Below are 24,554 nucleotides of genomic sequence, written 5' to 3' on the forward strand. Positions count from 1 at the left end.
TGTGACGCATCGTGCTCAGGTGCGAGAGCCAGCTCCCGCTGGCGGACGACCCGGCCTCCTGCCCGTCCGCCGCCGTACGGTCAGCAGCAGCGCGACGCCGAGCGCCACCGCGACCGCACCGACGCCGACGGCCGTTCCGACCGGCGCGCCGGTGATCGGCAGGTAGTCGCCGTCGCCGGCCCCGCCGCCACCCGGTTCATCGTCGGGGTCGTCGCCCGCACCGGTGAAGACGATGGCGACGGTGTTGTTCGACGGGTCGGATTCGGTCGACGGCCCGCCACTGTCGGCGACGATCGTTCCGTCCGTACCCGGCGTTGATTTGATCTTCAATTGGAGGGTGTGGGTGATCCGCCCGCCGCCGGACGCGGTGGCCGGGAAGATGCTCTCGAAGTTGCACCGCAGCGCCGGTGACTCGGGCAGCCGGGTGCCCGGCTCGCCCTCGGTGTAGCACCAGTCGGACGGCAGCAGGACGGTGCCCGACGGCGCGGTGACGGTCACGCCCGGTCCACTTCCGTCGGACGGCCCGTTGTTGACCACGGTGAAGGTCAGGTCGACGGTCTCGCCCGGCGCACCGGTCACCGGCTCGGCCGTCACCGCGATGTCGAACGTGTTCGGCTTGGTGTGTACGGCGAAGTAGTCGACGTTGTCCTCGGTGTCAATCTCCTCGGTGTCGATCTCCTCGAGCAGCGACGCCGCCGAGCGGCCGGCCGACGCCTGGGCCTTCGCCAGCGCCTCGTTGATCGACTTCCCGCCGGCCGTCGACGCCCGTGCCTGCGCCTGCGCCGGGTCCCCGGCGACCAGCCGCGCCTCGAACGACCCGCTCGTCTCACCCGGACCGGCCAGGTTGTTGCCGAAGTACAGGTCGAACAACGACTCGCCCTGCTCGTCGACGAGGAACAGAGTCTCCCCCGGTGCCAGCGGGATGGTCAGCGCGCAGATGACCCGACTCGGGCCGTACGCGTACCCCTCCGTCTTCGGGTCGTTCGGCCAGTAGGAGATGTAGTCACAGTCGGTGTACTGGTCGACGAAGCCGACACCGGTCGGCAGGTCCAGCCCGATCGTGTAGCTGTCGGCGGTGCTGTCACCCTCGTTGAGCACGGCGGCGTACAGCGGGGCGGTGTCGCCCGGTCCGACCCGGTCCTGCTCGGTGTTGATGTCGTCGACCATGGCGACCAGGTCAGCGCCGGAGGCCAGTACGGTCACCGGGAAGGTCTCGGTGTTGTTTGCCGGGTTGGCGTCCTGCTCGGCCGAACTGATGGTGACGGTCATGGTGCCGGCGTCACCCGGCGTGGCACCGGCCCGGCTGACCAGCCGCACCGGGTAGATGTGGTCGGTCACTCCGGCGGCGAGGGCACCGTACGCGCAGCTGACGACCCGGTCGGCGATCTCGCAGCCAGGGTGGTAGCCCTCGGCCAGCTGCACCGCGTCGTCGACGCCGGTGGCGTCGACGACGATGGTCACGTCGCTCGCCGGCGCATCGCCGTAGTTGTAGACGTACATGCCGAGGGTGACGCCGGAGTTGTCCACCTCGGCGACCGGCTTCCGGTCGAACGAGACGAACAGGTCCGGCCCCGGGTTCTGGGCGGCGGCCGGAGCGGCCGCGGCGACGACGAGGGCACCGGCGAGCAGGGTGCCGGCTCCGAGCCGGTGCCAGCCGGCTGCGTTCAGCATCATGATTCTCCTGTGGACGGGGCAGGAGCCGGACTCTATCGACAGTCCACGAGGTCTGCCACCCCGATCACACCACCGGGATCAGATTGCGTCCGAGATTTCACCCGCGCTTCGAGTTCATCCGCAGCTGCTCGAAGTCGGTGGTCAACGCGAACGGGTCGGCCACCCGTACCGGCTCCCGGCGGTGCATCTCGGCGGCGAGCTCCCGACCGGCCCGGGAGATCCGCCCGCGCAGCGCCCCGACCTGGCCACCGCTGTCTGCGGCCTGGTCGCCGACCTTTTGCCCGGCCCAGTCCTCGGGGCCGGCGAAGACGGCGGTCGGCAGCACCACCGCACGCAGGTAGGCGAACATCGGCCGCAGCGCGTGCTCCAAGGTGAGCGAATGCCGGGCGGTGCCGCCGGTAGCACCGACCAGCACCGGCTTGTCGAGCAGCGCGCCCTCCGGCAGTACGTCGAAGAATGCCTTGAACAGCCCGCTGTACGCGGCGTTGAACACTGGGCTGACCGCGATCAGCCCGTCGGCGGCCGCCACCGCGTCCAACGCCTGCTTCAGCGCCGGTGCCGGGAAACCGGTCAGCGTGTTGTCGACGATCTCGTGGGCGTGGTCGCGTACCTCGATCACCGTCGTTTCCAGCTGCCCGCCGAGGCCGGCCAGCTCGTCGCGGACCGCCGCGGCGAGCTGGTCGGCGAGCAGCCGGCTGGTCGACGGCTGCCGTACGCCGGCGGTGATGACCGCCAGTCGACGGCGGCCGCTGCTCGTGGTCATCGCCGTCACACCGCAGCCGGGGCGGCGGCGTCAGCGTCAGCCGTACTGTCGGCTGCGCTGCCGTCGGCCGCTGCCTTGACCAGGGACGCGTGGGTGGGGGCGTCCGGCACGTGCGCCGGCCGGCCCACCGCGAACTCGCGCCGCAGCACCGGCACGACCTCCTCGCCGAGCATGTCCAACTGCTCCAGCACCGTCTTCAACGGCAGACCGGCGTGGTCGACCAGGAACAGCTGCCGCTGGTAGTCGCCGACGTACTCGCGGAAGGTCAGCGTACGGTCGATGACCTGCTGCGGGCTGCCGACGGTGAGTGGCGTCTGCGAGCTGAAGTCCTCCAACGACGGACCGTGCCCGTAGACCGGTGCGTTGTCAAAGTACGGCCGGAACTCGCGCACCGCGTCCTGCGAGTTGCGCCGCATGAACACCTGCCCGCCGAGACCGACGATCGCCTGGTCGGCGGAGCCGTGGCCGTAGTGGGCGAACCGTTCCCGGTAGAGGCCGACCATCCGCTGGGTGTGCTCCTTGGGCCAGAAGATGTGGTTGGCGAAGAAGCCGTCGCCGTAGTAGGCGGCCTGCTCGGCGACCTCCGGGCTGCGGATCGAGCCGTGCCAGACGAACGGCGGTACGCCGTCGAGCGGGCGCGGCGTCGAGGTGAAACTCTGCAGCGGAGTACGGAACTTGCCCTGCCAGTTGACGACGTCCTCGCGCCACAGCCGGCGCAGCAGGTCGTAGTTCTCGATGGTCAGCGGGATACCGTTGCGGATGTCCTGGCCGAACCACGGGTAGACCGGCCCGGTGTTGCCGCGCCCCATCATCAGGTCGACCCGGCCGTCGGCCAGGTGCTGCAGCATCGCGTAGTCCTCGGCGATCTTCACCGGGTCGTTGGTGGTGATCAGCGTGGTCGCGGTGGACAGCAGCAGCCGCTCGGTCCGGGCCGCGATGTAGCCGAGCATGGTGGTCGGCGACGACGGCACGAACGGCGGGTTGTGGTGCTCGCCGCTGGCGAAGACGTCCAGGCCGACTTCTTCGGCCTTGAGCGCGATGGCGACCATGGCCTTGATCCGCTCGCGCTCGGTCGGTTCCCGACCGTTGGTCGGGTCGACGGTGACGTCACCGACGGTGAAGACGCCGAACTGCATGGTCTGCTCCTCCTCGCGGCGAGGGGCCGGTTGGGATTCCCTCGGACTACCCGGCCAAACATAGTTGCTGCGTCAACTATTCCGCGAACGCGCCGTCGATGAGGTGGGCCTCCAGCGCCCGTAGGAACCGCTCGATGTCGTCGGTCGAGAAGTAGGTGGTGTCGGCGGTGAGCGCCAGCCCCAACCCGTCCGGGCGGTCGACGATCTCGATCCGGGTACGCCAGGTGAAGCGCTCGATCCGCTCGGCGAGCCGGAACGTGGTGCCGGTCGTCGCGCCGCGTACCGCCGCCTCGTCGATGTCGCGGCCGAACAGGTCGCTGTCCGCCGACAGCCGGATGTCGTTGAGGTAGCAGTGCGGGTTCACCCCGGTCGCGTACGGCAGGCCGGCCGCGCCGAACGCGTCGCTGAGCGCCTGCGGGTCGTAGTAGGCGTGCCGGTACCCATCGAGCGCCGCCCGCCACACCCGGGGCAGCAGGTACGCCATCCGACGGTCACCGCTCAGGTCGACCGGCACCAGGGCCAACTGGTTCAGCTTGGCGATCGCCTCCGGGTAGCCGTCCAGCATCCGGTTGTTGACCATCGTGTGCATGCCGACCAGGTCGTTGCCGGAGCATTCGCCGACCACCAGCGCCGCCGCCGCGAGCAGCACCGTCGAGGTGGTCGTCCGATGCCGTACGGCGAGCATCCTGGTCGCGGTGTCCGCCGCCGCCGAGGTCAGGACACCCCGCCGGAAACGCGGGGTGGCCGGCTCCCGCTGCGGCATCCGGGTGTCGCGCGACAGCCGGCGGGTCACCTCCACCCAGTACGCCGCCGCCCGCGCCGACCGCCGCCGGTGGCTCTCCCGCTGCTCCAGGTCGGCGACGTCCGCCGACTGCAGACCGGGTGCGTTGTCGATCCGGCCCCGGGCCAGCAGCAGCCGCAGGTCGCGCAGCACCAGCTCGGCCGACCGGAAGTCGACCGTGGTGTGGCTGAACACCACCACCACCTGATGCGGTACGCCGTCGCGGGTCACCACGGCGACACGCTGCGGCCAGTCGTCGGCGTGCGCGAACGGCTCCGCCGCCAGTTCGTCGGCTACCCGCTGGGCGACCGCCACCGGATCCACCGGCCCGCCGCCCGCCGCGTCGCCGGAGTTGCCGCCGGATTCGGCCGGCACCACCAGCACCGGCAACTCACCCCGGTCGGCGACCAGTTGACGGGGCTCGTCGCCGGCCAGCTCCAGCCGGGTGCGCAGCGCGGTGTGCCGCACCATCAGGGCGGCGATCGCCGCGTACACCCGCTCCGGGTCGGAGCGTGCCCGGCGGGGCACGGCGACGTGCCGTTTCAACGCGAACATCGCCCGGCTGGTGCCGTGCCGCCGGAGCGCCATCCACAGTGCCCGCTGACCCCAGGTGATCGGGGCGGTGCGCGCCGGATCCGGCGCGACGAACGACACCGTACGCCGGCCCACGGTCGACAGTTCGGTCACCACGTCGACCAGTATCAGTGAGTGTGCCGTTACCCGACAGGGTCGAGTAAGCGCTTTCCTATGACCGATCGGCCGATGATCTCCGCCTGGGCGGTAGTCTCCGGCAGGTGCCCCACCACGCGCGCACCGTCCACCGGGTCCGGGACCGGATCCGACTGCTCTTCGTCAACACCCAGGAACGCGCTGCACTGACCGCGATCGGCCTCACCAGCTATCCCCAGTGGATCACCGCCGCCACCGGACTGGATCCGGCGCAGATCGTCACCATCGACGTCGCCGACGGTCAGCCACTGCCCGACACCATCGAGGCCGACGCGGTCATCGGCGGCGGATCCGGGCACTCCGCGTACGAGAAGCTGCCGTGGATCACCCGGACCAAGGAGTTCTTCCGCGCCGCCGCTGCGGCTGGCGTACCGGAGCTGCACATCTGCTGGTCGCATCAGGCCCGCGCCGAGTCGGTCGGCGGGCGGGCGGCGATCGGCGGGCACGGCCGCCGGTTCGGCATCGACACGGTACGGCTGACCCCGGCCGGCCGGCGCGACCCGTTGTTCGCCGGGCTGCCCGACGAGTTCGACCTGTTCACCTCGCACGTCGACGTGGTCGAGCAGGTGCCGGTGCGCGCCGCCGAGGGGGCGGTCGTCGAGTTGGCGTACAGCCGGGTCTACCGCAACGAGGCGCTGGCCATCGGCCCGACCGTACGGACGATCCAGGCCCACCCCGAGATCACCGCGAGCATCATTTCGGCGCTGGCCCGCAGCCGACGCGGCGCGCTGGTACGCGAAGGCTGGATCGGCCCGGACGACGCCGACCTTGACGCCTTCACCGCCACCCTGTACGCCCGTGAGGCGCAGATCGTCGCGACCTCTCGGCGGCTGCTCGCCAACTGGCTGCGGTACCACGTCCGCCCGGGTGTCCGGCCCGCCACCGCTCCGACCGGTACGCCGTCCACCGATGCTGGTGTCGGTGTCGCCGCCGGTGCTGGTGTCGCCGCTGGTGCTGGTGCTGGTGCTCATGCGGGGGTGCCGGCAGCGGTCGGCGGTGTGCTGTGAGCGCCGTACTGCCAGCGGCGCGCAGCAGCGCCGAAGCACGCCTCTACGTCGAGCTGCACCCGTGCGACTGCAGTGAAACGCAGTTCGAGCCGCAGGTCGAGGTGGTCGCGCTCGCCGATGGCGACCTGGCCACCCGCTACCAGGGCAGCTGTGCCGGCTGTGCCACCGCACGGGAGTTCCTGTTCCGGCTGCCCGCCGAGCCGGTGCGCCCGTCGGCCGGCGCTGCTTTCTCGTACGGTGGCCCGGAGCCGTCGCAGCTCATCGACCCGGGCGAGTGGCTTGCCGTCGCCGACCGGTACGCCGCCCTGGTCCCCGCCGACTTCGCCACCGCCGGGCCTGCCGCTGCCGACCCGGTCACGCTCGACCCCGCTCAGCGGCGGCGTGCCACGGCTGCCCTGTCCCGGGCCGTCGCCGCGCTCGACGAGGTGCGCAAGTTCATCCCGGCCGACGCCGACGAGGTGCCGGCCGATGCCATCAGCAGCGAGATCGGGCGCCGGATGCGCCGACGCGAACCGGGCCGGTTCCGCCGCGACCGCCTCACCGCCCTCCGCGACACCTACACAACCCTCCTCTCCGGTACACCTGCAGGACCGCCGGACTGACGCCGCCTACACCTGCACACCGCCGCCAACTCGGCGTAACCAGCAGCTATCCGATCACGTGTTCCCTGGGGCCGCTGCGTACCGCATCACCCACCACGGACTACGGCTGCCCAAAATCCACCAGATTCCTGCCCAAGAGCCATGCTTGCGCCAAGCATAGAGTCCACGGGAAGCTGTCCTGACCAGCGTTTCTGCAACGCGGTCATACTAGGCAATCCCAAGGGAGAGATTTCACATTGAGACCCCCTTGACGAGCAGCTACCGGAGGTCCACGAGCGAACCAAAGAAGCTTTCCTCACGGGAAGTGACAGACTCCATCCGCAATGCTATGGCAGTTCTGGTGGTTCCACCGCAGTCGATTTGTTTGATCACTGCAAATAGGGAAATCATGTCAAATTCGAAATCCAGTCGAACTCTGCTCAGCAAGGTCGCCGTCGTAACGACGCTGATAGCCGTGTTATCGCCGACACTGCTAGCAACACCGGCATACGCCGGTGATCAAACACCGATCAGTGGCTCCACTTTCAGCTCGGGAACTGTCTGGTACCTATCAACCACCTGGCGCACCGTATCCTTCTATGGCCCGTATATTGAGATCAATATTCATCGGGCACCCCGGCTGGCGGATGGTAAGGCCGACTACATGAGATGGCGGATCAATCAAGGTTCCAGTTCCACCGATGGCCCCGTGTACGCAATCAATGAGACTCCGTCAGGCTACACCGACCTTGGCTACTACGGCCCACCTTACACTCAGTTCAGAAATAAGTTTGGGCGCGGGACCACCTGCAACAACTGCGACCACGATTTCGAAGGTAAGATGACCTACTAGCGCAAGTGGCCGAGCCGGGCTAGGCGAGTCAGACTTGACACGCGTTGCCCGGCTCGGCCGTTCGAATCACCAGCCCGGAAAGGCATAGAAAACTGAGTGTTCAGGAACACGATACACAGAGTGGGTGTCTTACTCTTGCCACTTGTATCTGCTTCAATTTTCTCCTGTGGCGCACCCTCAAACGCATCGAGATACGTCGACGCAGCGCAGGCGACTCGCGAGTACCTGGATGAGTCCGAGCAGTTGCACCTCGCCGCAGGCTGGGAGTGGCCCACGCATCCCGGCTATTCGGATCGCGACGAGAATGGCGACCGCGTATTGTACGAAGTAAATTTGGGCCGAGTCGACGCCGCCTGGTATTGGCATTGTTCATGGGCGCAGACTTTGCTCGCTGCGACGAGCTCAGAAGATTACGCCCACGCGAACACATTCGTCCAAGATCTGCGCACTTCTGCGTTCTACCAGTGGGGGTTAGACACAGAAGAACAGAGTCGCAGAGATAAGATTCTGGACGACGTCGCGGACGGAGATCTTACCGAATTTAGTAAGATAATCAACCTAAACTGCCCAGATGCACCAAGGTAGGCCAATGCCAGCTGCAACAATTCAGCAGTTGTTCCGAGTCCCACTGACTGTGCCACTTCTTGCCGGCGGAGGACTCGGCACCGCCACCTTTCTGGTGGATCTGATCCCAGAGTTCCTCGCATTCTTCATCACCCCCGTCGTTAGTTCCGCTGCAGCCTGGGGTGCGGTGGCGCTCCTCGTGGCGATGCGCACTGAGACACGCTCATTCGCCACGCTATTTGGCGTGGCAACACTTTGCTCATCGACCGCAACCTACTACCTACTTATTCTAGTGTTGAGTCAACGCTGGAAACTCGGTGCCGAAACGGAAAATTTCACCCTATCACATAGCGGCATTCTCTCGGTCGTAGCAGCGAATGGATTCTGGCTCCTACTGTCGATATTTGCCGGAGCGACACTCGGAGTTCTTGCTCACGCAATTCGATCTGGCCCACCTGCTCGAAGTGCTGCCTTGACCGGTATAACGACAGGGATGCTAGCAACCGAAGGGGCCTACACAATCCTTCACGTCTCATTTATCTGGGTCGGACCGCTTGACTCCTTCACATGGGCAAGAATACAAACGGCCTCGATGCAGTTGTTGTTAGCTGGGCTCGTTCTTGCGCTGATCGTCACAACCCGCAAACTACACCACACCTGGGCGGCATTACTGACACCCTTCATTGCATCAATTTCTGTTGGTATTGCCCTTTGGCTCCCTTTGGCGGAAATCCGACAGTCCCTTTAGGTTACTCCGATTTCAACCCATGGGCTCGCCGAGGTCGCGGCCGGCTTGAGACAGAGTGCCGGCCCATCTCGATGAGGCGGCTCAGCCGCCAAGCTGCCGGCCGCCGCTTGGCCTGAGACCGCCCGCCGGGAGGCAGAAGGGCTGTCCAACACGACCAAGGTGGAGCGCTACCTCGCCCATCTCGCCGCCCAGGTGGTTGACGCCGCCGACATCACAGACATCTACGAAGAGGCCGGCTCGGCAGGCTCGATATCACCGACCTCAACAGGTCTGGGACAACTGTGCCAGCTTCGCCATCGGTCTGTCTCATATCATCTCACTCTCGTACCAGGTGCCGCTCTACGACGACGGCTGGGATGTGACGTGGAACCAAACACTCCATAAGGTGGAGTGGCATGGCGCAAGCACAGGTGGCCAGAACGACAGCCGCAGCGCGTCGGGCGCCAGCACTGTCCGACTCCCATGGAGCACACCCATCGTGTACATGAACTATCGGATCGGCTGGACATACGCCTGCTTCTGCTGATCGCCCACCTCTTCCCCGTGGCGGTCATCGGCCGCCACGGGGACATCGAGCCGGAGATTTCTCAGACATGCGCAATACTGTCGGCATGCGCGCCCGCATCCTCCTGACCGTCGTAGCCGGGATACTCGCCGCGCAGGGCTGCACTGCCGCTGTTCCCGCACCTGAGGCGCCCCCGCCCACCCCGACCGTCGGACAGCCCGTGGTGTTGGATGCCCGCGTACCCGGTTGGGAGACCGCCGCCTGGCTCGCCGAAGACGCGTTCTGCGTGCGCGTCGCCCGAGTCGACGGTAAGCGCAGTGAGGGCAAGGAAAACGAGTTCGCCTTCTGTGATCCGGCACCGGAGGCTCTTGACACTGTGGGTCCACCACTGCTGCCCACCAAGCCGATGCCGTACGTCGCACCACTTGACCCGCAGCAGCGGGAGATTATCCTGGTCGGGCCTGTACGCGGTGCCGTGACCAGCGTATCCGTCACCATGTTCGGCCAGACCGCCACGGCCGCCGTACACCAACTCCCCGCCACCCGAGATCGCCAGATCGGCGCTTACGCGGTCTGGCTTCCTCGCAACGGGGGTGAGCGCGACGGGATGGACCTCTCCGACATCACCGCCGTCGTCGGCTACGACGCCGACGGCAACGTCGTGACCCAGCTGGACTGACGCCGACGCGGGAGCGCTGGCCTACTTGCGCTTCCCGTGTTTCGATGGCTCCGAGTGGTCCAGGAGCGCGACGATTTCGAGCAGCTCGGCCCGGTGTCGCGTCAGCTCGGCGGCGGTGACGCCGAGTTCGTAGTGGTGGTGGTGACCGGCTCGGGACAGGGCCCACCACAGGTAGCTGGCCCGTCCCGCCAGCTTAGGTCCGGCGTAGTAGGCGAGTAGGAGCAGCTTTGGCCGCTGCACCCGGATCCGCCCGATCGCCGGACAGACCCGGGCCCAGTAACGGTCCATAGCCGCCTCAAGCTCGTGCCGCAGCAGCCAGGCACATGCCCGGGGCCAGGCACCTCGGGCGCCGCGGATCACGCTGGTGAGCATCCGGTCGGCGGTGGCGAGGTAGACGGACTGGTTCATCGCAACCGCCTCACCAGATCCTTGGTGTTGTCGACCATCTTCCAGATGGACATCTCGCTCGGCACTCCGTGGACGGCGTCGGCGACTGCCTTGACCGTCCGGGTCGTTTCCCGGCCGTAGTCCCGGTCGAGGTACGCGAACAGGTTCTGCCGGGGCACGACGCGGCCGAAGAGCCCGAGGCTGAGCACGTCCTTGACGCCGCGCGCGTCGCCGAGCCGCTCCTGGATCCGCTGGTACGGCGTACCGGCCCGGTGCTGTGCGAGCCGGTAGCGGTCCATGCTGACCGCCTCGATCGCTGACCGGCAGTACCCAGCCACCATGATGTCCTTCACCTCATTCGGGATGTCCGCTTTGACGATTGCGCGTGCGTCGTCGAGGTAGCGGTCGGCGGGGTCGCATGCCCGCCGTACCTCGACGATGGAGCCTTCGCGGCGGGTGACTTCTCGGATGTCGGCCTCGACGTCGAGCCGCCGGAGTGCTTCCGGCAGCCGGTCGTCGTGGGTGAACACGACGACCTGTCGGGTCAGGGCGACCTCGCGGAGCACCTCGGCGAGACCGTCGATCTTGGCCGGGTCCATGCTCTGCACCGGGTCGTCGATGATCACGAACCGGTACGGGCTGGCGTCGGCGCAGGCCCGGGGCAGGAACACCGCCAGGCCGAGGGCGTGCAACTCGCCCTGGCTCATCACCCCCAGTGCGTCGGTCTCGACCCCGTCAACGGCGACCGGGAAACGGACCTTGCGGCTGGTGTTGTTGCCGTCCATCCGCAGCTGGTGCAGCTCGACGTTGCTTTCGTGGCGCAGCTGCTGCCACACCCGGTCCGACTGCGCGGCGTAGCTGCCCAGCCGTTCGGCGCGGATTGACTTGGTGGCGTCGACCAGCGCCTCGCGGGCCTTGTTGAGCAGTGCGAGGGTCGGTGCCTCGTCCTTGACCAGCGTCGCGGCGTCGACCCAGCGTCGGATCGCGGCACCGGGCTCACGCCAGGTGTCGTGCCGCTGGGTGAGCCAGTCGGTCGTGGCCGCCGCCAGGCCGGCATGGGCGGCGTCGAGTGCGTCCCAGGTTGCCGGGTCGTGGCCGAGCCCGGCCAGGGCGTCGCGCATCGCGGCGCACTGTGCCGGCAGGTGGGCGGCGAGCGCGTCGGCGACCGGGTCGAGCCACTTGTGGACGTCGCCGAGCAGCGCGTCGGCCGTACGGCGAGCCTTCGCGTACTCGTCCTGGGCTGCGCTGGCGGCTGCGGCGACGGCCGCCAGCCGCGCCACCTCCGACTCTGCCTCCTGCCGCCAGCCGTGGTCGAGGGTCCCTTGCCGGCAGACCGGGCAGGGCCGGTCGCCGCCGTCGCGGTGCATCTCCAGGGCGCCGCGCAGCAGTTCGGCGGCCCGGTGGGCCATGCCGCTGTCGGTGGCGGCTGCCTCCTTCGCGGCCCAGTGCTCCTCGACCAGGGTGACGAGGACGTGTCGACCGTCGGGCAGCTTCTCTTCGGTGAGCCGCCGGGCTGCGGCGGCGGCTACCGCTTCCGAGGCGGCGACCTCGTCGCTGGCCAGCGCGCCCAGCCCGGTCAGGTCGGCCCGCCCGGCCCGCGTTCCGAGGGCGAGCAGGGCGTCCCGGGCGCGTTCGTCGTCGACCTGTGCGAGCTGGGCACGGAGCTGGGCGAAGTCGGCCTTGAGCGCTTTGGCGCGGTCATCGTAGAGCTTCCGTTCGCGCTGCAGGCGGGCGTCGGCGGCGGCCAGCGGGGCGAGGCCGAGGATCGGTGCGATGGCGTCGTACAGCTCGGTGGGCCTGGCGGTGATGACGCGTTCGAGGTCGCGCGCGGAGAGGAAGGGCCGGTACCGGTCGGCCTGGCTGATCCACTCCGGCAGCTGACCGGGGGACATCGCGGCGTCGCCCTGGGTCGTCGTGACGGTGGCGGAGGCCAGGTCGGTGGTGCCTGCCGGCCAGGTGCGGTTGATTGTCACTGGTTCGCCGGTGTCCAGCCGCATGGTGAGGCGGATCTCGGGTGCGCCGTTGTGGTGCAGGTTGCGCCAGCCGTCGCGGAAGGCCTGCGGTCGCTGCGCCCAGCGTAGGGAGTCCTCGGTGAGCGTGAACTCGACTGCTTCGGCGAAGCTGGACTTGCCGGAGCCGTTGCGGCCGATGAACACGGTCAGCCCGGTCTTGGGCACGAGCCCGACCGTGGCGGGCTGGCCGACGCCACGGAAGCCTGCGACCCGGATCTCTTCCAGGAAGGCCTGCGGCCGGCTGCCGTCGACCTCGCCCGCTTCGGGCTGTACGAGCAGGGCGTCGCCCCGCACGACGGCGTCGAGTGGCTCGTCGCCCTGGAACGCGGCGAGGACCAGGCCGTTCACCTTGTCTGGCACCTCGCGCTGCTGAAGCCGGTCGGCGAGCTCCTGGTAGAGCGTGAGCGTGTCGTTCATCAGACCCCCTGATGTCGTTGGTCCATCAAGGAGACCGCACCCGGAGGCCTTAGCATGTGCAAGTGGCTGTTATCCCGGGATAACAAGCATTGCACCGTGTCAAAACATGAGAGACTCGTACAGTTGGCACCGCAGCCGAGGAGGTGAAGCCATGGAGCAGACGGCGGTGATGTCGCAGCGCGAAATCGCGCAGCTGGCGCGGGTCAGCAAGCCCGCGATCATGAACTGGCGCCGCCGGCACCCGGGCTTCCCGGCACCCGTCTCCGGCAGCGACGAGCAGCCGCTCTTCCCCGCCGACGCGGTCCTCGCCTGGCTGCTGCACACCGGGCTCGGCAACGCCGACCCGGAGACGCTGCGCGCCGAGCAGACGCTGCACACGCTGACGGCGTACGCCCGACAACACGGCGGCCGACGCATGGTTGCTGTCCTCAGCGCCGCGCTGTGCCTGCGCCACCTCGCCGGCCGGGAGCTGCCCGCCGACCCGCTGCCGCTGGCCCGCCGCCTCGACCCCGACGACGAGTTTCTGCTGCGTGAGCTGGCCGACGCGGCCGAGCCTGCCGAGTTGCCCCAGCTGGTCGAGCAGCTGATCGAGGGCGCGTACGACGCCGGGCATGCCTGCCGCCTCCTGCTCGGCTCCGCCAACCGCTTCGGCTGGCCGGAGCTGGTGGCGGACGCGCTCACTCCGCAGCTGGTCTCGCTGATCCGTCAGGTCGCCGACATGCCGGGCAGGTCGCGCAGCAGCGGCAACGGCGCCGTCACCATCGCCGACGGCAACGCCGGCACCGGTGACCTGCTGACGGCGTTCCTGAGCGACGACGACGAGGACCGCGATCACCTGCGGCTCGTCGCGTCCGTTGCCGACGAGGAGCTCGTCCGCCTGGTGCGCCGGCAGTTGCTGCTGGCGCGGCTGGACGAGTTCCAGTTCGACGTGACCGCCGACGGGTTGCGCGAGGAGTTCGCCGACCCGGATCTCATCGTCACCCGGCTCCCCTACCGGCCCGCCGAGACCCGCGACGCGCTCGCCGACCTCGACTCCGTCGAGGCGATCGCCGACCTGCTCGGTGCGGGCCGCACGGCGATCGTCGTCGGCCCTGCCAGCAGCCTCGTCGACGAGCTGCGGGACGGGGCGGCGGTGATGCGCCGCACGGCGTTGTTGAGCAGCGGCATGGTCGAGGCGGTCGTACGGCTGCCCGGCGGGGTCTACCCGGCCCGGCCCGGCTATCCGGCCGCGATGTGGGTGCTGACCCGCGATCCGGTCCCCGCCGTCAAGGGCCGGCTGCTGCTGGCCGACCTCAGCGGTGTCACGTTCGATCAGCGCACTGTCGACGCCGCCGCCGAGGACATCACCCTGTGGCGTACGGAGGGTTACCGCAGCGACGGCCACGACCCGTGGACCGGCCGGATCGTCCCGTTGGCAAGCCTCGACCTGCGCCGGGGTGCGGCGCTGCGGCCCCCGGGCCCGGCGTCGGTCACCCTGCGGGCCCGGCTGGCCGCCGACCGGCCGGCGCTGATCGGCGAAGTCGAGCGCCGTCTCTCCGACGAGGAGCAAGCTTTCATCCAGTACGCGGAGGAGCACGGCCCGCTGGTCACCGGCGCGGCTCGACGTGACGGCAGCCGGCCGAAGGAGCTGCCCCTCGACACGCTCCGCAGGGCTCGCCGGGTCCGCCAGCTCGCCGGGCACCGGCTGTCGCCGGAGCACATCGGACGGCGGGGTCACCACCGGGTGCTCGGCCCGGCCGAGGTGCTCGCCGGGGTGTCGACCCGGTGGCTGGACCGGCTCACCCTCGCTGCGGAGTATCCGCAGGTCGCGCTCACCGAGCCGGGTGATCTGGTGGTCACCACCAAACCCCGGTTCGGGGTCATGGTGGACGACGACGGCTTCTCGGTGATCGAGCACCCGGCCGCCGGCCTGCGGGTCGCCGCCGGTGACCCGCTCACCCCGCGCGTCCTGGCGGCGCTGCTGGGCACGGCCCGCAACACCACCCGCAGCCCGGGGGCGGTGCGCGGCCCGCGGCTGGGCGACGCCACGATCCCCGACCTGGCCACCGACGAGATCGCCCGCTTGGATGACGTGTTGCGCCGATTGGCCGAGCGCGAACGCCTCCTGCGGCAGCAGGCAAGTCTTTTGGCCGAGGTACGCGAACTCGCCGTGACCGGCTTCGCCGACGGCACCCTGACGACTCTGTACGGTACGAACTTCTGACCGAGAGAACGGAACACACAGTGCCCCCACGCAAGCGTGCCGCCGGGCAGGGCGAGCTGCCCGGCATGTCCAGCACCAAGCAGATTCAGGACATTCTGTGGAAGGCAGCCGACAAGCTGCGCGGATCGATGGACGCCGCACAGTACAAGGAGTTCGTCCTCGGCCTAGTCTTCCTCAAGTACGTCTCGGATGCGTTCGCCGAGCGTCGTGACCAGATCGCGGAGAGCCTGACCGACATCCCGGAGAGCCGGCGCGCAGCTTTCCTCGACGACCGTGACGAGTACACCAGCGCAAACGTCTTCTGGGTGCCGGAGAACGCCCGCTGGGACTACCTGGTGGAAAACGCGCCGTCTGGGGTCGGCAAGCTGCTCGACGACGCCATGGACGCGATCATGCGGGAGAACCGGGCGCTGACCGGCGTACTGCCGAAGATCTTCAACCGGGACAACGTCGACCAGAAGCGGTTGAAGGAGCTGGTCAACCTGATCAGCGACGCCCGCTTCACCGGCCACGGCGAGCGCAAAGCGCAGGACGTCCTCGGCGAGGTCTACGAATACTTCCTGGAGCAGTTTGCCCGCGCCGAAGGCAAGCGGGCCGGCGAGTTCTACACCCCGGAAAGTGTGGTCCGGGTCATCGTCGAGGTGCTGGAGCCCTACTCCGGCCGGGTCTACGACCCGTGCTGCGGCTCGGGCGGCATGTTCGTGCAGTCGAGCAAGTTCGTCGCGGCCCGCGCCGGCCGCGAGCACACCCACGACATCGCCATCTACGGCCAGGAGGCGAACGAGCGCACCTGGCGGCTGTCGAAGATGAACCTCGCCATCCACGGCATGGACCCGGTCGGCACCGGCGACCGCTGGGCCGACACCTTTGTCGACGACAAACACCCGGACATGCGGGCCGATTTCGTCATGGCCAACCCGCCGTTCAACATGAGCGACTGGGCCCGCCGCAGCGATGACCCGCGCTGGCGCTACGGGACGCCGCCGCAGAGCAACGCCAACTACGCCTGGCTGCAGCACATCGTCTACAAGCTCGGCGACCGGGGCAGTGCCGGCGTGGTGCTGGCGAACGGCTCGATGTCGTCGAAGCAGTCCGGCGAGGGCGAGATCCGCAAGGCGATGATCGAGGCGGGCCTGGTGGCCTGCATGGTCGCCCTGCCGCCGAACCTGTTCCGCACCACCGCGATCCCCGCCTGCCTGTGGTTCCTGACCAAGGACAAGACCCCGCAGGGGGCGAAGGCGCTGACCGACCGGCGCGGCGAGATCCTTTTCATCGACGCCCGCGCGCTCGGCACCATGGTCGACCGCACCGAGCGCGTCCTCACCGACGACGACATCGCCAAGATCGCCGACACCTACCACGCCTGGCGCGGCACCAGGTCGGCCAAGACCAAGGACCAGAAGTACGAGGATGTGCCCGGCTTCTGCTACTCGGCGACCGTCGACGAGGTAGCCGCCCACGACTACGTGCTGACCCCAGGCCGCTACGTCGGTGCCGCCGAAGCCGAAGAAGACCCGGACGCCGAACCACTCGCCGACCGCATCGAACGCCTCACCAAGGAGCTGTACGCCCACTTCGACGAGTCCACCCGCCTCGAAGCCGTCGTCCGCACCCAACTCGGGAGGCTCGATGTCTGACCGCACCGTCACCTTTTCTGAGATGGTCAAGGAACACTTGATCGAGATAGGCGCAGGACGACCGCGAACCGTAAATATAAACGGACAAAACTTCCCCATCCTGCGTGTTGCGAATGTCTTGGATGGAAAAGTAGAGTACGAGCGCCAGACTGCCACAGCAAACAAAAGCATACAAGGAGATGTATCGAAGGTCTCAAGACCTGGCGATGTCGTTTTGACAACAAAAGGAACCGTGGGACGAGTGGCTTTAATACCAAACGACGGACCGACCTTCGCCTACAGCCCACAACTTTGCTATTTCCGACCTTCCTCCGATGGCCCACTGAGGTCGCAATTCCTGTACTATTGGCTCAAAAGTGCCGAATTTTGGAGCCAGGCAAGCTCACTTAAGAGCCAGACAGACATGGCCGACTTCCTCAGCCTAGGGGACGTCGAAAGGATGCGGATTACACTCCCACCCCTCATCCGACAGGACGCCGTGGCCAGCACCCTCGGGGCACTCGATGATAAGATTGCAGTCAACGACCGCATCGCCACAACCGCCGAAGAACTATGCGTATCGCACTTCGCGGAGCGGGAAGGAGGTCCCAGAGTACCAGTCGACGCGCTGTGCCGATTTGACAAGAGGCAGGCCAATCCAAGCACGTTAAGCGAAACGTCAGCAATGCACTTCAGTCTGCCATCCTTTGACGCCGGCCGCACTCCCGAGATAACAGATCCTCGTACGATCAAGAGTTTGAAGTTTGTGGTCCCACCGTCTGCCGTACTCGTCTCCAAGCTGAACCCACACACACCTCGCGTGTGGCACGTGCTTCACAATGAACAGATGCCAGCATTGGCATCAACCGAGTTCCTGGTTCTCGTTCCCACCGAGGGCGTATCCACTGCCGAACTATGGGCAGCACTCTCCCAGCCTGCATTCACGGCGGAGATGGCAGCCAAGGTGACGGGTACGTCCAACAGCCACCAGAGGGTCAAGCCCAGTGAGATCATGGGAGCTTCGATCGCCGACCCTCGGGAATTTGGAACACTCAGACAGACGGTCGAAGATCTGCTACAGAGAGCGATTGCGGCACGTCAGGAAATCCGCACACTGCAAGCATTGCGCGACACGTTGTTGCCGGAGTTGATGTCGGGGCGGTTGCGGGTGAAGGACGCCGAGAAGGTCGTCGAAGAAGCAGTCTAGGTAACTGGCTCTGGGGAGGGTCGCGTAATGGGGTTGGATTGGCGGATGAGCGAGGCCGACTGGGAGTCGCACGCGCTGGAGCAGCTCGGGGAGCTCGGTTGGGAAGCCGGCGCCGGCAAGGACTTCGCGCTCGGTTCGAGGCAGCGGCAGTCCTGGGCCGACCTGGTGCTCGTCGAGGACCTACGGGCAGCGATCGAGCGCCTAAACCCCGAGCTGCCGCAGGGGGCGGTCGCCGACGCGGTGCGGGCCGCCACCGACGTGGCCTCGCGGGAGGCGTTCGCCGAAAACCGGGCAGCGCACGAGCGGCTGGTCAACGGCATCCGGTCGATCGTCTACACCGACTCGTTCGGTGCCGAGCACAATCCGACCGTACGGCTGGTTGATTTGCATGACCCCGGCCGCAACATCTTCCGGGCGATCAACCAGGTCCTGGTCATCGACGGCGATCACCGGCGGCGCTTCGACATCGTGCTCTACGTCAACGGCCTGCCGGTCGCCATGGTGGAGTTGAAGAACGCCGTCGACGAGGACGCCACCCTGCCCGGCGCGCACGCCCAGCTTCAGACGTACCGCGCGGAGTTCCCGTTGGCGTTCCGGCACGCCGTGCTGTGCCTGATCTCCGACGGGATCACCGCGAAGTACGGCACGCCGTTCACCGCCTACGAGCATTTCGCGCCGTGGAACATCGACGACGAAGGCCAGCGGGTCGACACCAGCTCACCGGAGTACGACGGCCCGGAGGCGTTGACCGTCGCCCTGCACGGCCTGTTCAACCAGCGACGTTTCCTGGAGCTGGCCGCCGGGTTCGTCAACTTCACCTCCGAGACGAAGCGGATCGCCAAGCCACACCAGCACTTCGCGGTCATCCGGGCCGTCGACTGCATCGTGCATGCGTCGCAGAGCGACGGGAAGGCGGGCGTCGTCTGGCACACCCAGGGCTCCGGCAAGTCGGAGGAGATGGTCTGCACGGCGGCGATGACCGCCCGGCACCTGGCCTTGAAGAACCCGACGATCGTGGTGCTCACCGACCGCACCGACCTCGACGATCAGCTCTTCGGCACGTTCCAGGAAAGCCAGATGCTGCTCGGTCAGGAGCCGATCCAGGCCGACACCCGCGCCGCGCTGCGGGACGAGCTGTCCAACCGCAACGCCGGCGGCATCATCTTCACGACGTTGCAGAAGTTCGGGCGTACGAAGGAAGAACGGGAGGCCGGGAGGTCACATCCGCTCCTGTCCGACCGCCGCAACATCCTGGTGATCGTCGACGAGGCGCACCGCAGCCACTACGACACCCTCGACGGCTACGCCCGGCATCTGCGCGACGCGCTGCCGCACGCGACGTTCATCGCCTTCACCGGCACCCCGATCTCCACCGCCGAGGTCAACACCCGCGCCATCTTCGGCGACTACATCGACGTGTACGACCTCAAGCGGGCCGTCGACGACGAGGCGACCGTGCGGGTCTACCACGAGCCGCGGATCATCCCGGTGTCGCTGCCACCGGGCATCGACCCGGACAGCATCGACGAGGAGGTGGAGAAGCTCACCGCCAGCCTCGACGACGCCGAGCGGCGCAAAGCCGAAGCCAAGGTGGCGACGCTCAACACCGTCTACGGCGCCCCGGACCGGGTCGAAACCCTCGCGAAGGACCTGGTCGACCACTGGGAGGAGCGCCGCGAGCTGATGCGGCCGCAGCTCGGCGGGCCGGGCAAGGCGATGCTGGTCTGCGCGACCCGGGAAATCTGCGTCCGGGTCTTCGACGCCATCAAGGAGCTGCGGCCCGACTGGGTGGACCCGGCCGTCGACAAAGGCAAAATGAAGATCGTCTTCCATGGGGTGCCGAGTGACAAGGAGCTGCTGCGCCCGCATCACCTGCGCCCGTCGCAGCTCAAGACCGTACAGGCTCGGGCGAAGGACCCGGACGATGAGCTGGAGCTGCTCATCGTGCATTCGATGCTGCTCACCGGCTACGACGCGCCGCCGATCCACACCATCTACATGGACCGGCCGATGCGGGGCGCCAACCTGATGCAGGCCCTGGCCCGGGTCAACCGCCGATTCCGGGGCAAGCAGGACGGCCTGCTGGTCGGCTATGCCCCGCTGACTGAGAACCTGCGGAAGGCGCTCACCGAGTACAGCCGGCGCGACCAGGAAGACCAGAGCCTCGGCCGGGAGATCGACCGGGCCATCGGCGAGGTGCACAACGAGCTTGCCGTCATCGAAGCGATGCTGGCCCCGGCTCCGGTGAAGTGGCGGGAGATCCGCGACAACGACAAGGACCGGACCCGCTGGGTGCGGGCGGTGCGCAAGGTCGCCAACTTCCTGCGCGACCCGAGCACCCCCGGCAACGCCGTCGAGCCCGGCACCAAGCCGCTGCACCAGCGGTTCCGTGACTCGGCGGGCCGGCTGGAACGCTTCTACACGCTCTGTGCGACCAGCCGTGACTTCGTCGACCGGGCCGGCGACATCCACCGCCTACGCGACGACATCAAGTTCTTCCGGGATGTCCGGGTCTGGATCGTCAAGGAGGAGGCCGCCGACCGGGAGGCTAAAGGGCTGCCCAACACGGCCGAGGTGGAGCGCTACCTCGCCCAACTCGCGGCCCAGGTGGTCGACGCTGCCAACATCACCGACATCTACGAGGAAGCCGGGCTCGGCAGGCTCGACATCACCGACCTCAACGGGGTCGCGCTGCAACGCCTGCAAGACTCCGAAACCCCACACCTGGCGGTGTCCGCGCTGCGCCGGCTGATCGAGCAGAAGATGCGCGAGGTCACCAAACACAACGTGGTACGCCAGGAGCGCTTCTCCGCCATGCTCGAAGACCTGATGAACCGCTACATGCGCCAGCAGCTGACCAGCGCACAGTTAATCGTCGAGCTGGTCGAGCTGGCCAAGGAAGTCTCCGCGGATGCCCGGCGCGGCCAGCGGTTCGACCCGCCGCTCAACCACGCCGAGCTGGCCTTCTACGACGCCGTCGCGCAGAACGAAGCGGCTACTGAGCTGATGGGGATCGGCAAGCTCGCCGATATCGCCCGGGAGCTGGTCAAGTCGATCCAGTCGTCGATCACCGTGGACTGGTTCTCCCGCGAGCCGGTGCGCGCCAAGCTGCGCAGCCACATCCGCCGCCTACTGGCCCGCTACGACTACCCGCCCGACCACGAGCGCGCCGCCGTCGACCTGGTGATCCGCCAGATGGAAACCTTCGCCGACGAGTGGGCTCCCAACGGCCAATCCGCCAACCGCTGACCCGCGTCGGTCCGACGTGGTTAGGAGTCGCAAGGTAGCGGCGAGACGGTCACCTGCCAGGCAGGATGGGCAACGCCTACGCTCACACCACCAGCAGCGGGACGCGTAGACCGCTGTAGGTGCCCGGCGAGCGGGTCACCACGACACCGCGTACGGCCGCAGCCTCGTGCACGACGTGCCGGGCGGGTAGGTTTCCCGGCCAGCTACCGATCTCGATGGCGGTGTGCTCGGTCAGCGGCAGCGACTGCACTCCCTGAGTCAGCAGGATGCCTTCCCAGCCGCTCCGGCCGGCGTTCAGCTTCTCTTCGGCTTCAGCGATCGCGGTCGTGGGTAGCAGGATCTGCAGCCAGCCGGACTCGGCCTGGTCGAGGAGCACGCCAAGCTCCCGGTAGCCGTGGAAGAGATCAATCAGTGCCGAGCCGTCGAGAACCCGTGGTGGGCGTAGCCTCACGCCGCTGCCTGCCCCCGCACGCCCCAGATCAACTCAGCCTCGGCGTCCGCGCGGTCCTGCGCCGCTTCCAACTCCGCAAGCTCATCCGCACCCAGCGGTAACGGCGGCGCCTGGCCCAGGGCAGCCGCCAAGCGCTGCGCCGCCGTCAGCGGCTCAGGAGCAGTCTCGTCGGGCGTCACACACCGATACTACTACCGGACGCCACCGCTGCACGCCTCCCCGCAGTCCCACCCACCGAGCCAGCGCCGCAGGATGTTCTCAACCAACTGCCAGACCAAGGCCTAATGAAGGGCAGCTCCCGAGAGAGCTGCGACCACCTTGCCGGAGCCCGCGCGGCTGCCCCCGGCGGGCCTCAATGAAGGGCAGCTCCCGAGAGAGCTGCGACCGAGTACCTGATCGACGACTGCGTCACCTGGTGGCTGCCTCAATGAAGGGCAGCTCCCGAGAGAGCTGCGACTTGTCATCTTGGATGAGCGCAATCGGCGCAAGCGGGGCCTCAATCAAGGGCAGCTCCCGAGAGAGCTGCGACTGCGACCACAACACCTCCGGGTCGTCCTGCCGGATGCCTCAATGAAGGGCAGCTCCCGAGAGAGCTGCGACGTGTGAGCTTCCGTCGTGGGTGGCTGGCATGACGCCTCAATGAAGGGCAGCTCCCGAGAGAGCTGCGACCGAGGGACACCCACCGAACTGCTGCCGGGGTCTCGCCTCAATGAAGGGCAGCTCCCGAGAGAGCTGCGACCAAACGAATCGTTGCGTTCCCTGAGTTGGAACACGCCTCAATGAAGGGCAGCTCCCGAGAGAGCTGCGACAGGGTACGGATTCTACCCCTCCTGACCTGCGGTGGAGTGAGCGGTCCGCGAAGGGTCCGCCCGGAGAGAGCACGACAACAGCCCAAACGCCACCAGCATCCACTCTAGAATAGCGCTTGACCAGCGTAAACAGCTCCGCGAGGGGTCCGCGCTCACGGACGTCACGACGGAGCCTTCGCGGCGAGCGATACAGAGCGCCGACCCTACCGAGGCAGGGTCGGCGCTCTCCGGCTGTCTCGCCGGGGTAGGCGTCAGGCCGTCAGTGGTGCTGCTTGGCCAGCTCGACGAACGACCGCCAGGCGGACGGGCCGAAGGTCAGCATCGGGCCGCTGCGGTCTTTGGTGTCCCGGACCAGGACCCGGCCGGGCAGGTTGTCGGCCACCTCGACGCAGGAGCCGGATTCGGAGTAGGTGCTGGTGCGCCAACAAGGGGCGGTGCTCACGTCCATTTCTCAGCCGTCCTCGTGATCAGGTCAAGGCTCTGGTGGTGCGGCAGAGCGTACCCCCGGATCGTCTCCCAGGTCCCCTCCAAGGCCGCCGTATCGTCCGGGGCCTCCACCACCCGGCCTTCCAGATGGTCGTCCAGGAAGCCGACCGTGCGGCCATCGACGTTGGCCAGCACGAGCGGACCTTCCATCCCGGGATAGACGCCCACCTCCGACGGCACGACCTGCACCTGGATATTCGGCCGCTGGCAGGCTTCGACCAGGGCGGTCAACTGCTCCCGCATGATCTCGGCGCTGCCGGCACGCCGGGTCAACACGCTCTCGTCGATGACGGCGGCGAGCCGGCAGGGCTTCTCCCGCCGCAGGATGGCCTGCCGGCCCATCCGAGTGGTCAAGGCGATCGCCGCCGCGTCCTCGGGCACCCGGTACGCCGAGAGCACCGCCTCGGCGTACGCCTCGGTCTGCAACAGGCCGGGGATCAGCAGCGGCTGGAACGCCCGGATCAGCGTCGCACCGCCCTCGTGGTCGCTGAACGGCCGGAACCAGACCGGCGTGTGCTCGCCGACGACGAACTCCCGGTAGAACTTCATCAACGCGGTGCCGAACGCCTTGTCGACCGAGGTCAGATAGTCCGGCAGGGCGGGCCGCTCACCACGCTCGATGGAGCCGACGTGCTTTGCCGAGAAGTGGACGCGCTCCGCCCACGACTCCTGGGTGAGCCCCAGCGACTCCCGGACCCGGCGTAGCTCCAATACCAGATACTCGCTCGCAGACATAGGTCTTCACATCCCCCAGTTCGCTCGACTTTGTCCACTGGCTACCGGGCCGCTGCCGCCTGCATTCCGTGGCCCTCACGGCATCTTGCTCCGACAGCGCTCGGAAGTCCAGGGTGGAGAACAAATCCGGATGACGAATTTTTCATGATCAGAATTGCGGCGACGGTTCAGTTGGAAGGGATGCCGATGGTGGAAATCGGGGCGTTGTTCAGCGCGGCGCTACTCGGCTTCTGCGCGGGGTTGTGGTCGTTCAAGGTCAAGTCCAGGTGGTGCCCGGACTGCGGGCGTACCACGTACCCGATGGCGGAACGGCGTGACGGGTAGCCGGCTACTCGCCACGCCGGAGCCGAAACCCGGCGACGTCCTGATCATCGGCCGGGAAGCCAGCGTCCAGTTCGCCGACGACCGCGCCATCCGACTCCGGGTCATCGCCGTCGACCGCAAATGGACCTACGACGGCTGGATCTGGCTCACCGGATACGTAATCGACCGTCACGGCAACGCAGCCGAACGGCGGGAGATCTTCGTCCAGCGCCACGGACTCTACCGACTTCCCCGGCGCGCAGAAACCTGACCATCGACCAAGTCAATCAATTGATCAAGGGGAGAGAAATGATCACCGAGATGCTACGTGACTGGTGGCTGCGCTGGCTCGACTGGCGCTCCGGCCGGTCCACGGCGTCCCAGCGGCTGCACCACCTGCGCCGCGAGCTGCACCAACAACGGCACACGACACCGGCCCGCCACCGCCGACTCGACAGCAACCGGGGACACCACTGGTCCACACAGGCCACCGAACTCGTCCCCACCCTGCGCCCACTGATGACCTACGGCCAGCAGCTCAACTACCGGCTCCCGACCACCATGGGATAGAGCCGAGCCCTCCTTGCCGCATCTCGTTCCGGCTCGATATCCGACAGTACCTGGCGAACCCACATCCGGTACTCAGTGGCGCGGTCGCG

22 protein-coding genes and 1 CRISPR repeat array are annotated in these 24,554 nt (G+C 67.6%); of the genes, 12 read left to right on the forward strand and 10 right to left on the reverse strand.

The window, feature by feature from the left end; genetic code table 11:
- Positions 1–15 precede the first annotated feature (15 nt).
- From ACFHWT_RS07005 to ACFHWT_RS07020, 4 genes are all read right to left on the reverse strand, one after another.
- Entirely contained in the window at positions 16–1,671 is a 1,656-nt protein-coding gene (locus ACFHWT_RS07005; RefSeq protein ID WP_416593752.1) for a peptidase, read from the reverse strand.
- Between the two features lie 100 nt (positions 1,672–1,771).
- A complete protein-coding gene (locus ACFHWT_RS07010; protein WP_416593753.1) occupies positions 1,772–2,437 on the reverse strand; it encodes an FMN reductase in 666 nt (221 codons plus the stop codon).
- A 5-nt stretch (positions 2,438–2,442) separates the two neighbouring features.
- Positions 2,443–3,573: an LLM class flavin-dependent oxidoreductase gene (locus ACFHWT_RS07015; RefSeq protein ID WP_416593754.1), complete on the reverse strand. Its 1,131-nt coding sequence runs from the start codon at positions 3,571–3,573 to the stop codon at positions 2,443–2,445.
- 76 nt (positions 3,574–3,649) lie between these two features.
- Positions 3,650–5,044, reverse strand: coding sequence for a condensation domain-containing protein (locus ACFHWT_RS07020; RefSeq protein ID WP_416593755.1), 1,395 nt, complete (start codon positions 5,042–5,044; stop codon positions 3,650–3,652).
- Between the two features lie 104 nt (positions 5,045–5,148).
- Between ACFHWT_RS07020 and ACFHWT_RS07025 the strand changes: the two genes are divergently transcribed.
- The 5 genes from ACFHWT_RS07025 (at position 5,149) to ACFHWT_RS07045 (ending at position 10,020) form a co-directional block, all read left to right on the forward strand.
- The gene (locus ACFHWT_RS07025) at positions 5,149–6,090 is read left to right on the forward strand and encodes a type 1 glutamine amidotransferase (RefSeq protein WP_416593756.1); all 942 of its coding nucleotides are present in this window, start codon (positions 5,149–5,151) and stop codon (positions 6,088–6,090) included.
- A complete protein-coding gene (locus ACFHWT_RS07030) occupies positions 6,087–6,692 on the forward strand; it encodes a hypothetical protein (protein ID WP_416593757.1) in 606 nt (201 codons plus the stop codon). Before ACFHWT_RS07025 ends, ACFHWT_RS07030 begins: the two co-directional genes overlap by 4 nt.
- A 304-nt stretch (positions 6,693–6,996) precedes the next feature.
- Complete coding sequence (locus ACFHWT_RS07035) at positions 6,997–7,524, forward strand: hypothetical protein (protein ID WP_416593758.1); 528 nt, start codon at positions 6,997–6,999, stop codon at positions 7,522–7,524.
- A 589-nt stretch (positions 7,525–8,113) separates the two neighbouring features.
- On the forward strand, positions 8,114–8,836 hold the full coding sequence (locus tag ACFHWT_RS07040) for a DUF6518 family protein (protein ID WP_416593759.1): 723 nt from the start codon (positions 8,114–8,116) through the stop codon (positions 8,834–8,836).
- Between the two features lie 593 nt (positions 8,837–9,429).
- Positions 9,430–10,020 (forward strand): hypothetical protein, encoded by a 591-nt coding sequence (locus ACFHWT_RS07045; RefSeq protein ID WP_416593760.1) that lies wholly within the window; start codon positions 9,430–9,432, stop codon positions 10,018–10,020.
- Positions 10,021–10,041: 21 nt separating this feature from the next.
- Here ACFHWT_RS07045 and ACFHWT_RS07050 read toward each other — a convergent pair whose 3' ends face one another.
- On the reverse strand, positions 10,042–10,428 hold the full coding sequence (locus tag ACFHWT_RS07050) for a hypothetical protein (RefSeq protein WP_416593761.1): 387 nt from the start codon (positions 10,426–10,428) through the stop codon (positions 10,042–10,044).
- Complete coding sequence (locus ACFHWT_RS07055) at positions 10,425–12,836, reverse strand: AAA family ATPase (protein WP_416593762.1); 2,412 nt, start codon at positions 12,834–12,836, stop codon at positions 10,425–10,427. The genes ACFHWT_RS07050 and ACFHWT_RS07055 overlap by 4 nt, the downstream gene beginning before the upstream one ends.
- Before the next feature lie 151 nt (positions 12,837–12,987).
- Between ACFHWT_RS07055 and ACFHWT_RS07060 the strand changes: the two genes are divergently transcribed.
- Genes ACFHWT_RS07060 through ACFHWT_RS07075 form a run of 4 tightly spaced genes read left to right on the forward strand, consistent with a single transcriptional unit; the run spans position 12,988 to position 21,111 of the window.
- Positions 12,988–15,039 (forward strand): SAM-dependent DNA methyltransferase, encoded by a 2,052-nt coding sequence (locus ACFHWT_RS07060; protein WP_416593763.1) that lies wholly within the window; start codon positions 12,988–12,990, stop codon positions 15,037–15,039.
- A 20-nt stretch (positions 15,040–15,059) separates the two neighbouring features.
- A complete protein-coding gene (locus ACFHWT_RS07065) occupies positions 15,060–16,676 on the forward strand; it encodes a type I restriction-modification system subunit M (protein ID WP_416593764.1) in 1,617 nt (538 codons plus the stop codon).
- Positions 16,669–17,862 (forward strand): restriction endonuclease subunit S, encoded by a 1,194-nt coding sequence (locus ACFHWT_RS07070; protein ID WP_416593765.1) that lies wholly within the window; start codon positions 16,669–16,671, stop codon positions 17,860–17,862. The genes ACFHWT_RS07065 and ACFHWT_RS07070 overlap by 8 nt, the downstream gene beginning before the upstream one ends.
- A 27-nt stretch (positions 17,863–17,889) precedes the next feature.
- Positions 17,890–21,111 (forward strand): type I restriction endonuclease subunit R, encoded by a 3,222-nt coding sequence (locus ACFHWT_RS07075; RefSeq protein ID WP_416593766.1) that lies wholly within the window; start codon positions 17,890–17,892, stop codon positions 21,109–21,111.
- A gap of 82 nt (positions 21,112–21,193) precedes the next feature.
- Here the strand turns inward: ACFHWT_RS07075 and ACFHWT_RS07080 are convergent, their stop codons facing one another.
- The 4 genes from ACFHWT_RS07080 to ACFHWT_RS07095 form a co-directional block, all read right to left on the reverse strand.
- Positions 21,194–21,562 carry a hypothetical protein gene (locus tag ACFHWT_RS07080; protein WP_416593767.1) on the reverse strand — a complete coding sequence of 123 codons (369 nt, stop codon included), beginning with the start codon at positions 21,560–21,562 and terminating at the stop codon, positions 21,194–21,196.
- Positions 21,559–21,741: a hypothetical protein gene (locus tag ACFHWT_RS07085; RefSeq protein ID WP_416593768.1), complete on the reverse strand. Its 183-nt coding sequence runs from the start codon at positions 21,739–21,741 to the stop codon at positions 21,559–21,561. The genes ACFHWT_RS07080 and ACFHWT_RS07085 overlap by 4 nt, the downstream gene beginning before the upstream one ends.
- Before the next feature lie 99 nt (positions 21,742–21,840).
- Positions 21,841–22,371: a CRISPR direct-repeat array (repeat unit 36 nt; unit sequence GCCTCAATGAAGGGCAGCTCCCGAGAGAGCTGCGAC).
- Between the two features lie 259 nt (positions 22,372–22,630).
- Complete coding sequence (locus tag ACFHWT_RS07090) at positions 22,631–22,819, reverse strand: DUF397 domain-containing protein (RefSeq protein ID WP_416593769.1); 189 nt, start codon at positions 22,817–22,819, stop codon at positions 22,631–22,633.
- Positions 22,810–23,592 carry a helix-turn-helix domain-containing protein gene (locus tag ACFHWT_RS07095; protein WP_416593770.1) on the reverse strand — a complete coding sequence of 261 codons (783 nt, stop codon included), beginning with the start codon at positions 23,590–23,592 and terminating at the stop codon, positions 22,810–22,812. Before ACFHWT_RS07095 ends, ACFHWT_RS07090 begins: the two co-directional genes overlap by 10 nt.
- Positions 23,593–23,736: 144 nt before the next feature.
- Between ACFHWT_RS07095 and ACFHWT_RS07100 the strand changes: the two genes are divergently transcribed.
- The 3 genes from ACFHWT_RS07100 to ACFHWT_RS07110 are packed head-to-tail and all read left to right on the forward strand — an operon-like array spanning position 23,737 to position 24,465.
- Positions 23,737–23,916, forward strand: coding sequence for a hypothetical protein (locus ACFHWT_RS07100; RefSeq protein WP_416593771.1), 180 nt, complete (start codon positions 23,737–23,739; stop codon positions 23,914–23,916).
- Complete coding sequence (locus tag ACFHWT_RS07105) at positions 23,906–24,166, forward strand: hypothetical protein (protein ID WP_416593772.1); 261 nt, start codon at positions 23,906–23,908, stop codon at positions 24,164–24,166. The genes ACFHWT_RS07100 and ACFHWT_RS07105 overlap by 11 nt, the downstream gene beginning before the upstream one ends.
- 38 nt (positions 24,167–24,204) lie before the next feature.
- On the forward strand, positions 24,205–24,465 hold the full coding sequence (locus tag ACFHWT_RS07110; protein ID WP_416593773.1) for a hypothetical protein: 261 nt from the start codon (positions 24,205–24,207) through the stop codon (positions 24,463–24,465).
- Positions 24,466–24,554: the final 89 nt, after the last annotated feature.

The organism is Micromonospora sp. LOL_021, assembly GCF_048060215.1.
In the GTDB taxonomy this organism is placed as follows: Bacteria; Actinomycetota; Actinomycetes; order Mycobacteriales; family Micromonosporaceae; genus Micromonospora_E.

Coding starts and splice junctions, on each gene's coding strand:
- ACFHWT_RS07015 (WP_416593754.1), bottom strand. CDS start 3,573: ATGCAGTTCGGCGTCTTCACCGTCGGTGACGTCACCGTCGACCCGACC.
- ACFHWT_RS07005 (WP_416593752.1), bottom strand. CDS start 1,671: ATGCTGAACGCAGCCGGCTGGCACCGGCTCGGAGCCGGCACCCTGCTC.
- ACFHWT_RS07070 (WP_416593765.1), top strand. CDS start 16,669: ATGTCTGACCGCACCGTCACCTTTTCTGAGATGGTCAAGGAACACTTG.
- ACFHWT_RS07100 (WP_416593771.1), top strand. CDS start 23,737: ATGATCAGAATTGCGGCGACGGTTCAGTTGGAAGGGATGCCGATGGTG.
- ACFHWT_RS07095 (WP_416593770.1), bottom strand. CDS start 23,592: ATGTCTGCGAGCGAGTATCTGGTATTGGAGCTACGCCGGGTCCGGGAG.
- ACFHWT_RS07050 (WP_416593761.1), bottom strand. CDS start 10,428: ATGAACCAGTCCGTCTACCTCGCCACCGCCGACCGGATGCTCACCAGC.
- ACFHWT_RS07055 (WP_416593762.1), bottom strand. CDS start 12,836: ATGAACGACACGCTCACGCTCTACCAGGAGCTCGCCGACCGGCTTCAG.
- ACFHWT_RS07040 (WP_416593759.1), top strand. CDS start 8,114: ATGCCAGCTGCAACAATTCAGCAGTTGTTCCGAGTCCCACTGACTGTG.
- ACFHWT_RS07010 (WP_416593753.1), bottom strand. CDS start 2,437: ATGACCACGAGCAGCGGCCGCCGTCGACTGGCGGTCATCACCGCCGGC.
- ACFHWT_RS07110 (WP_416593773.1), top strand. CDS start 24,205: ATGATCACCGAGATGCTACGTGACTGGTGGCTGCGCTGGCTCGACTGG.
- ACFHWT_RS07045 (WP_416593760.1), top strand. CDS start 9,430: ATGCGCAATACTGTCGGCATGCGCGCCCGCATCCTCCTGACCGTCGTA.
- ACFHWT_RS07075 (WP_416593766.1), top strand. CDS start 17,890: ATGGGGTTGGATTGGCGGATGAGCGAGGCCGACTGGGAGTCGCACGCG.
- ACFHWT_RS07060 (WP_416593763.1), top strand. CDS start 12,988: ATGGAGCAGACGGCGGTGATGTCGCAGCGCGAAATCGCGCAGCTGGCG.
- ACFHWT_RS07090 (WP_416593769.1), bottom strand. CDS start 22,819: ATGGACGTGAGCACCGCCCCTTGTTGGCGCACCAGCACCTACTCCGAA.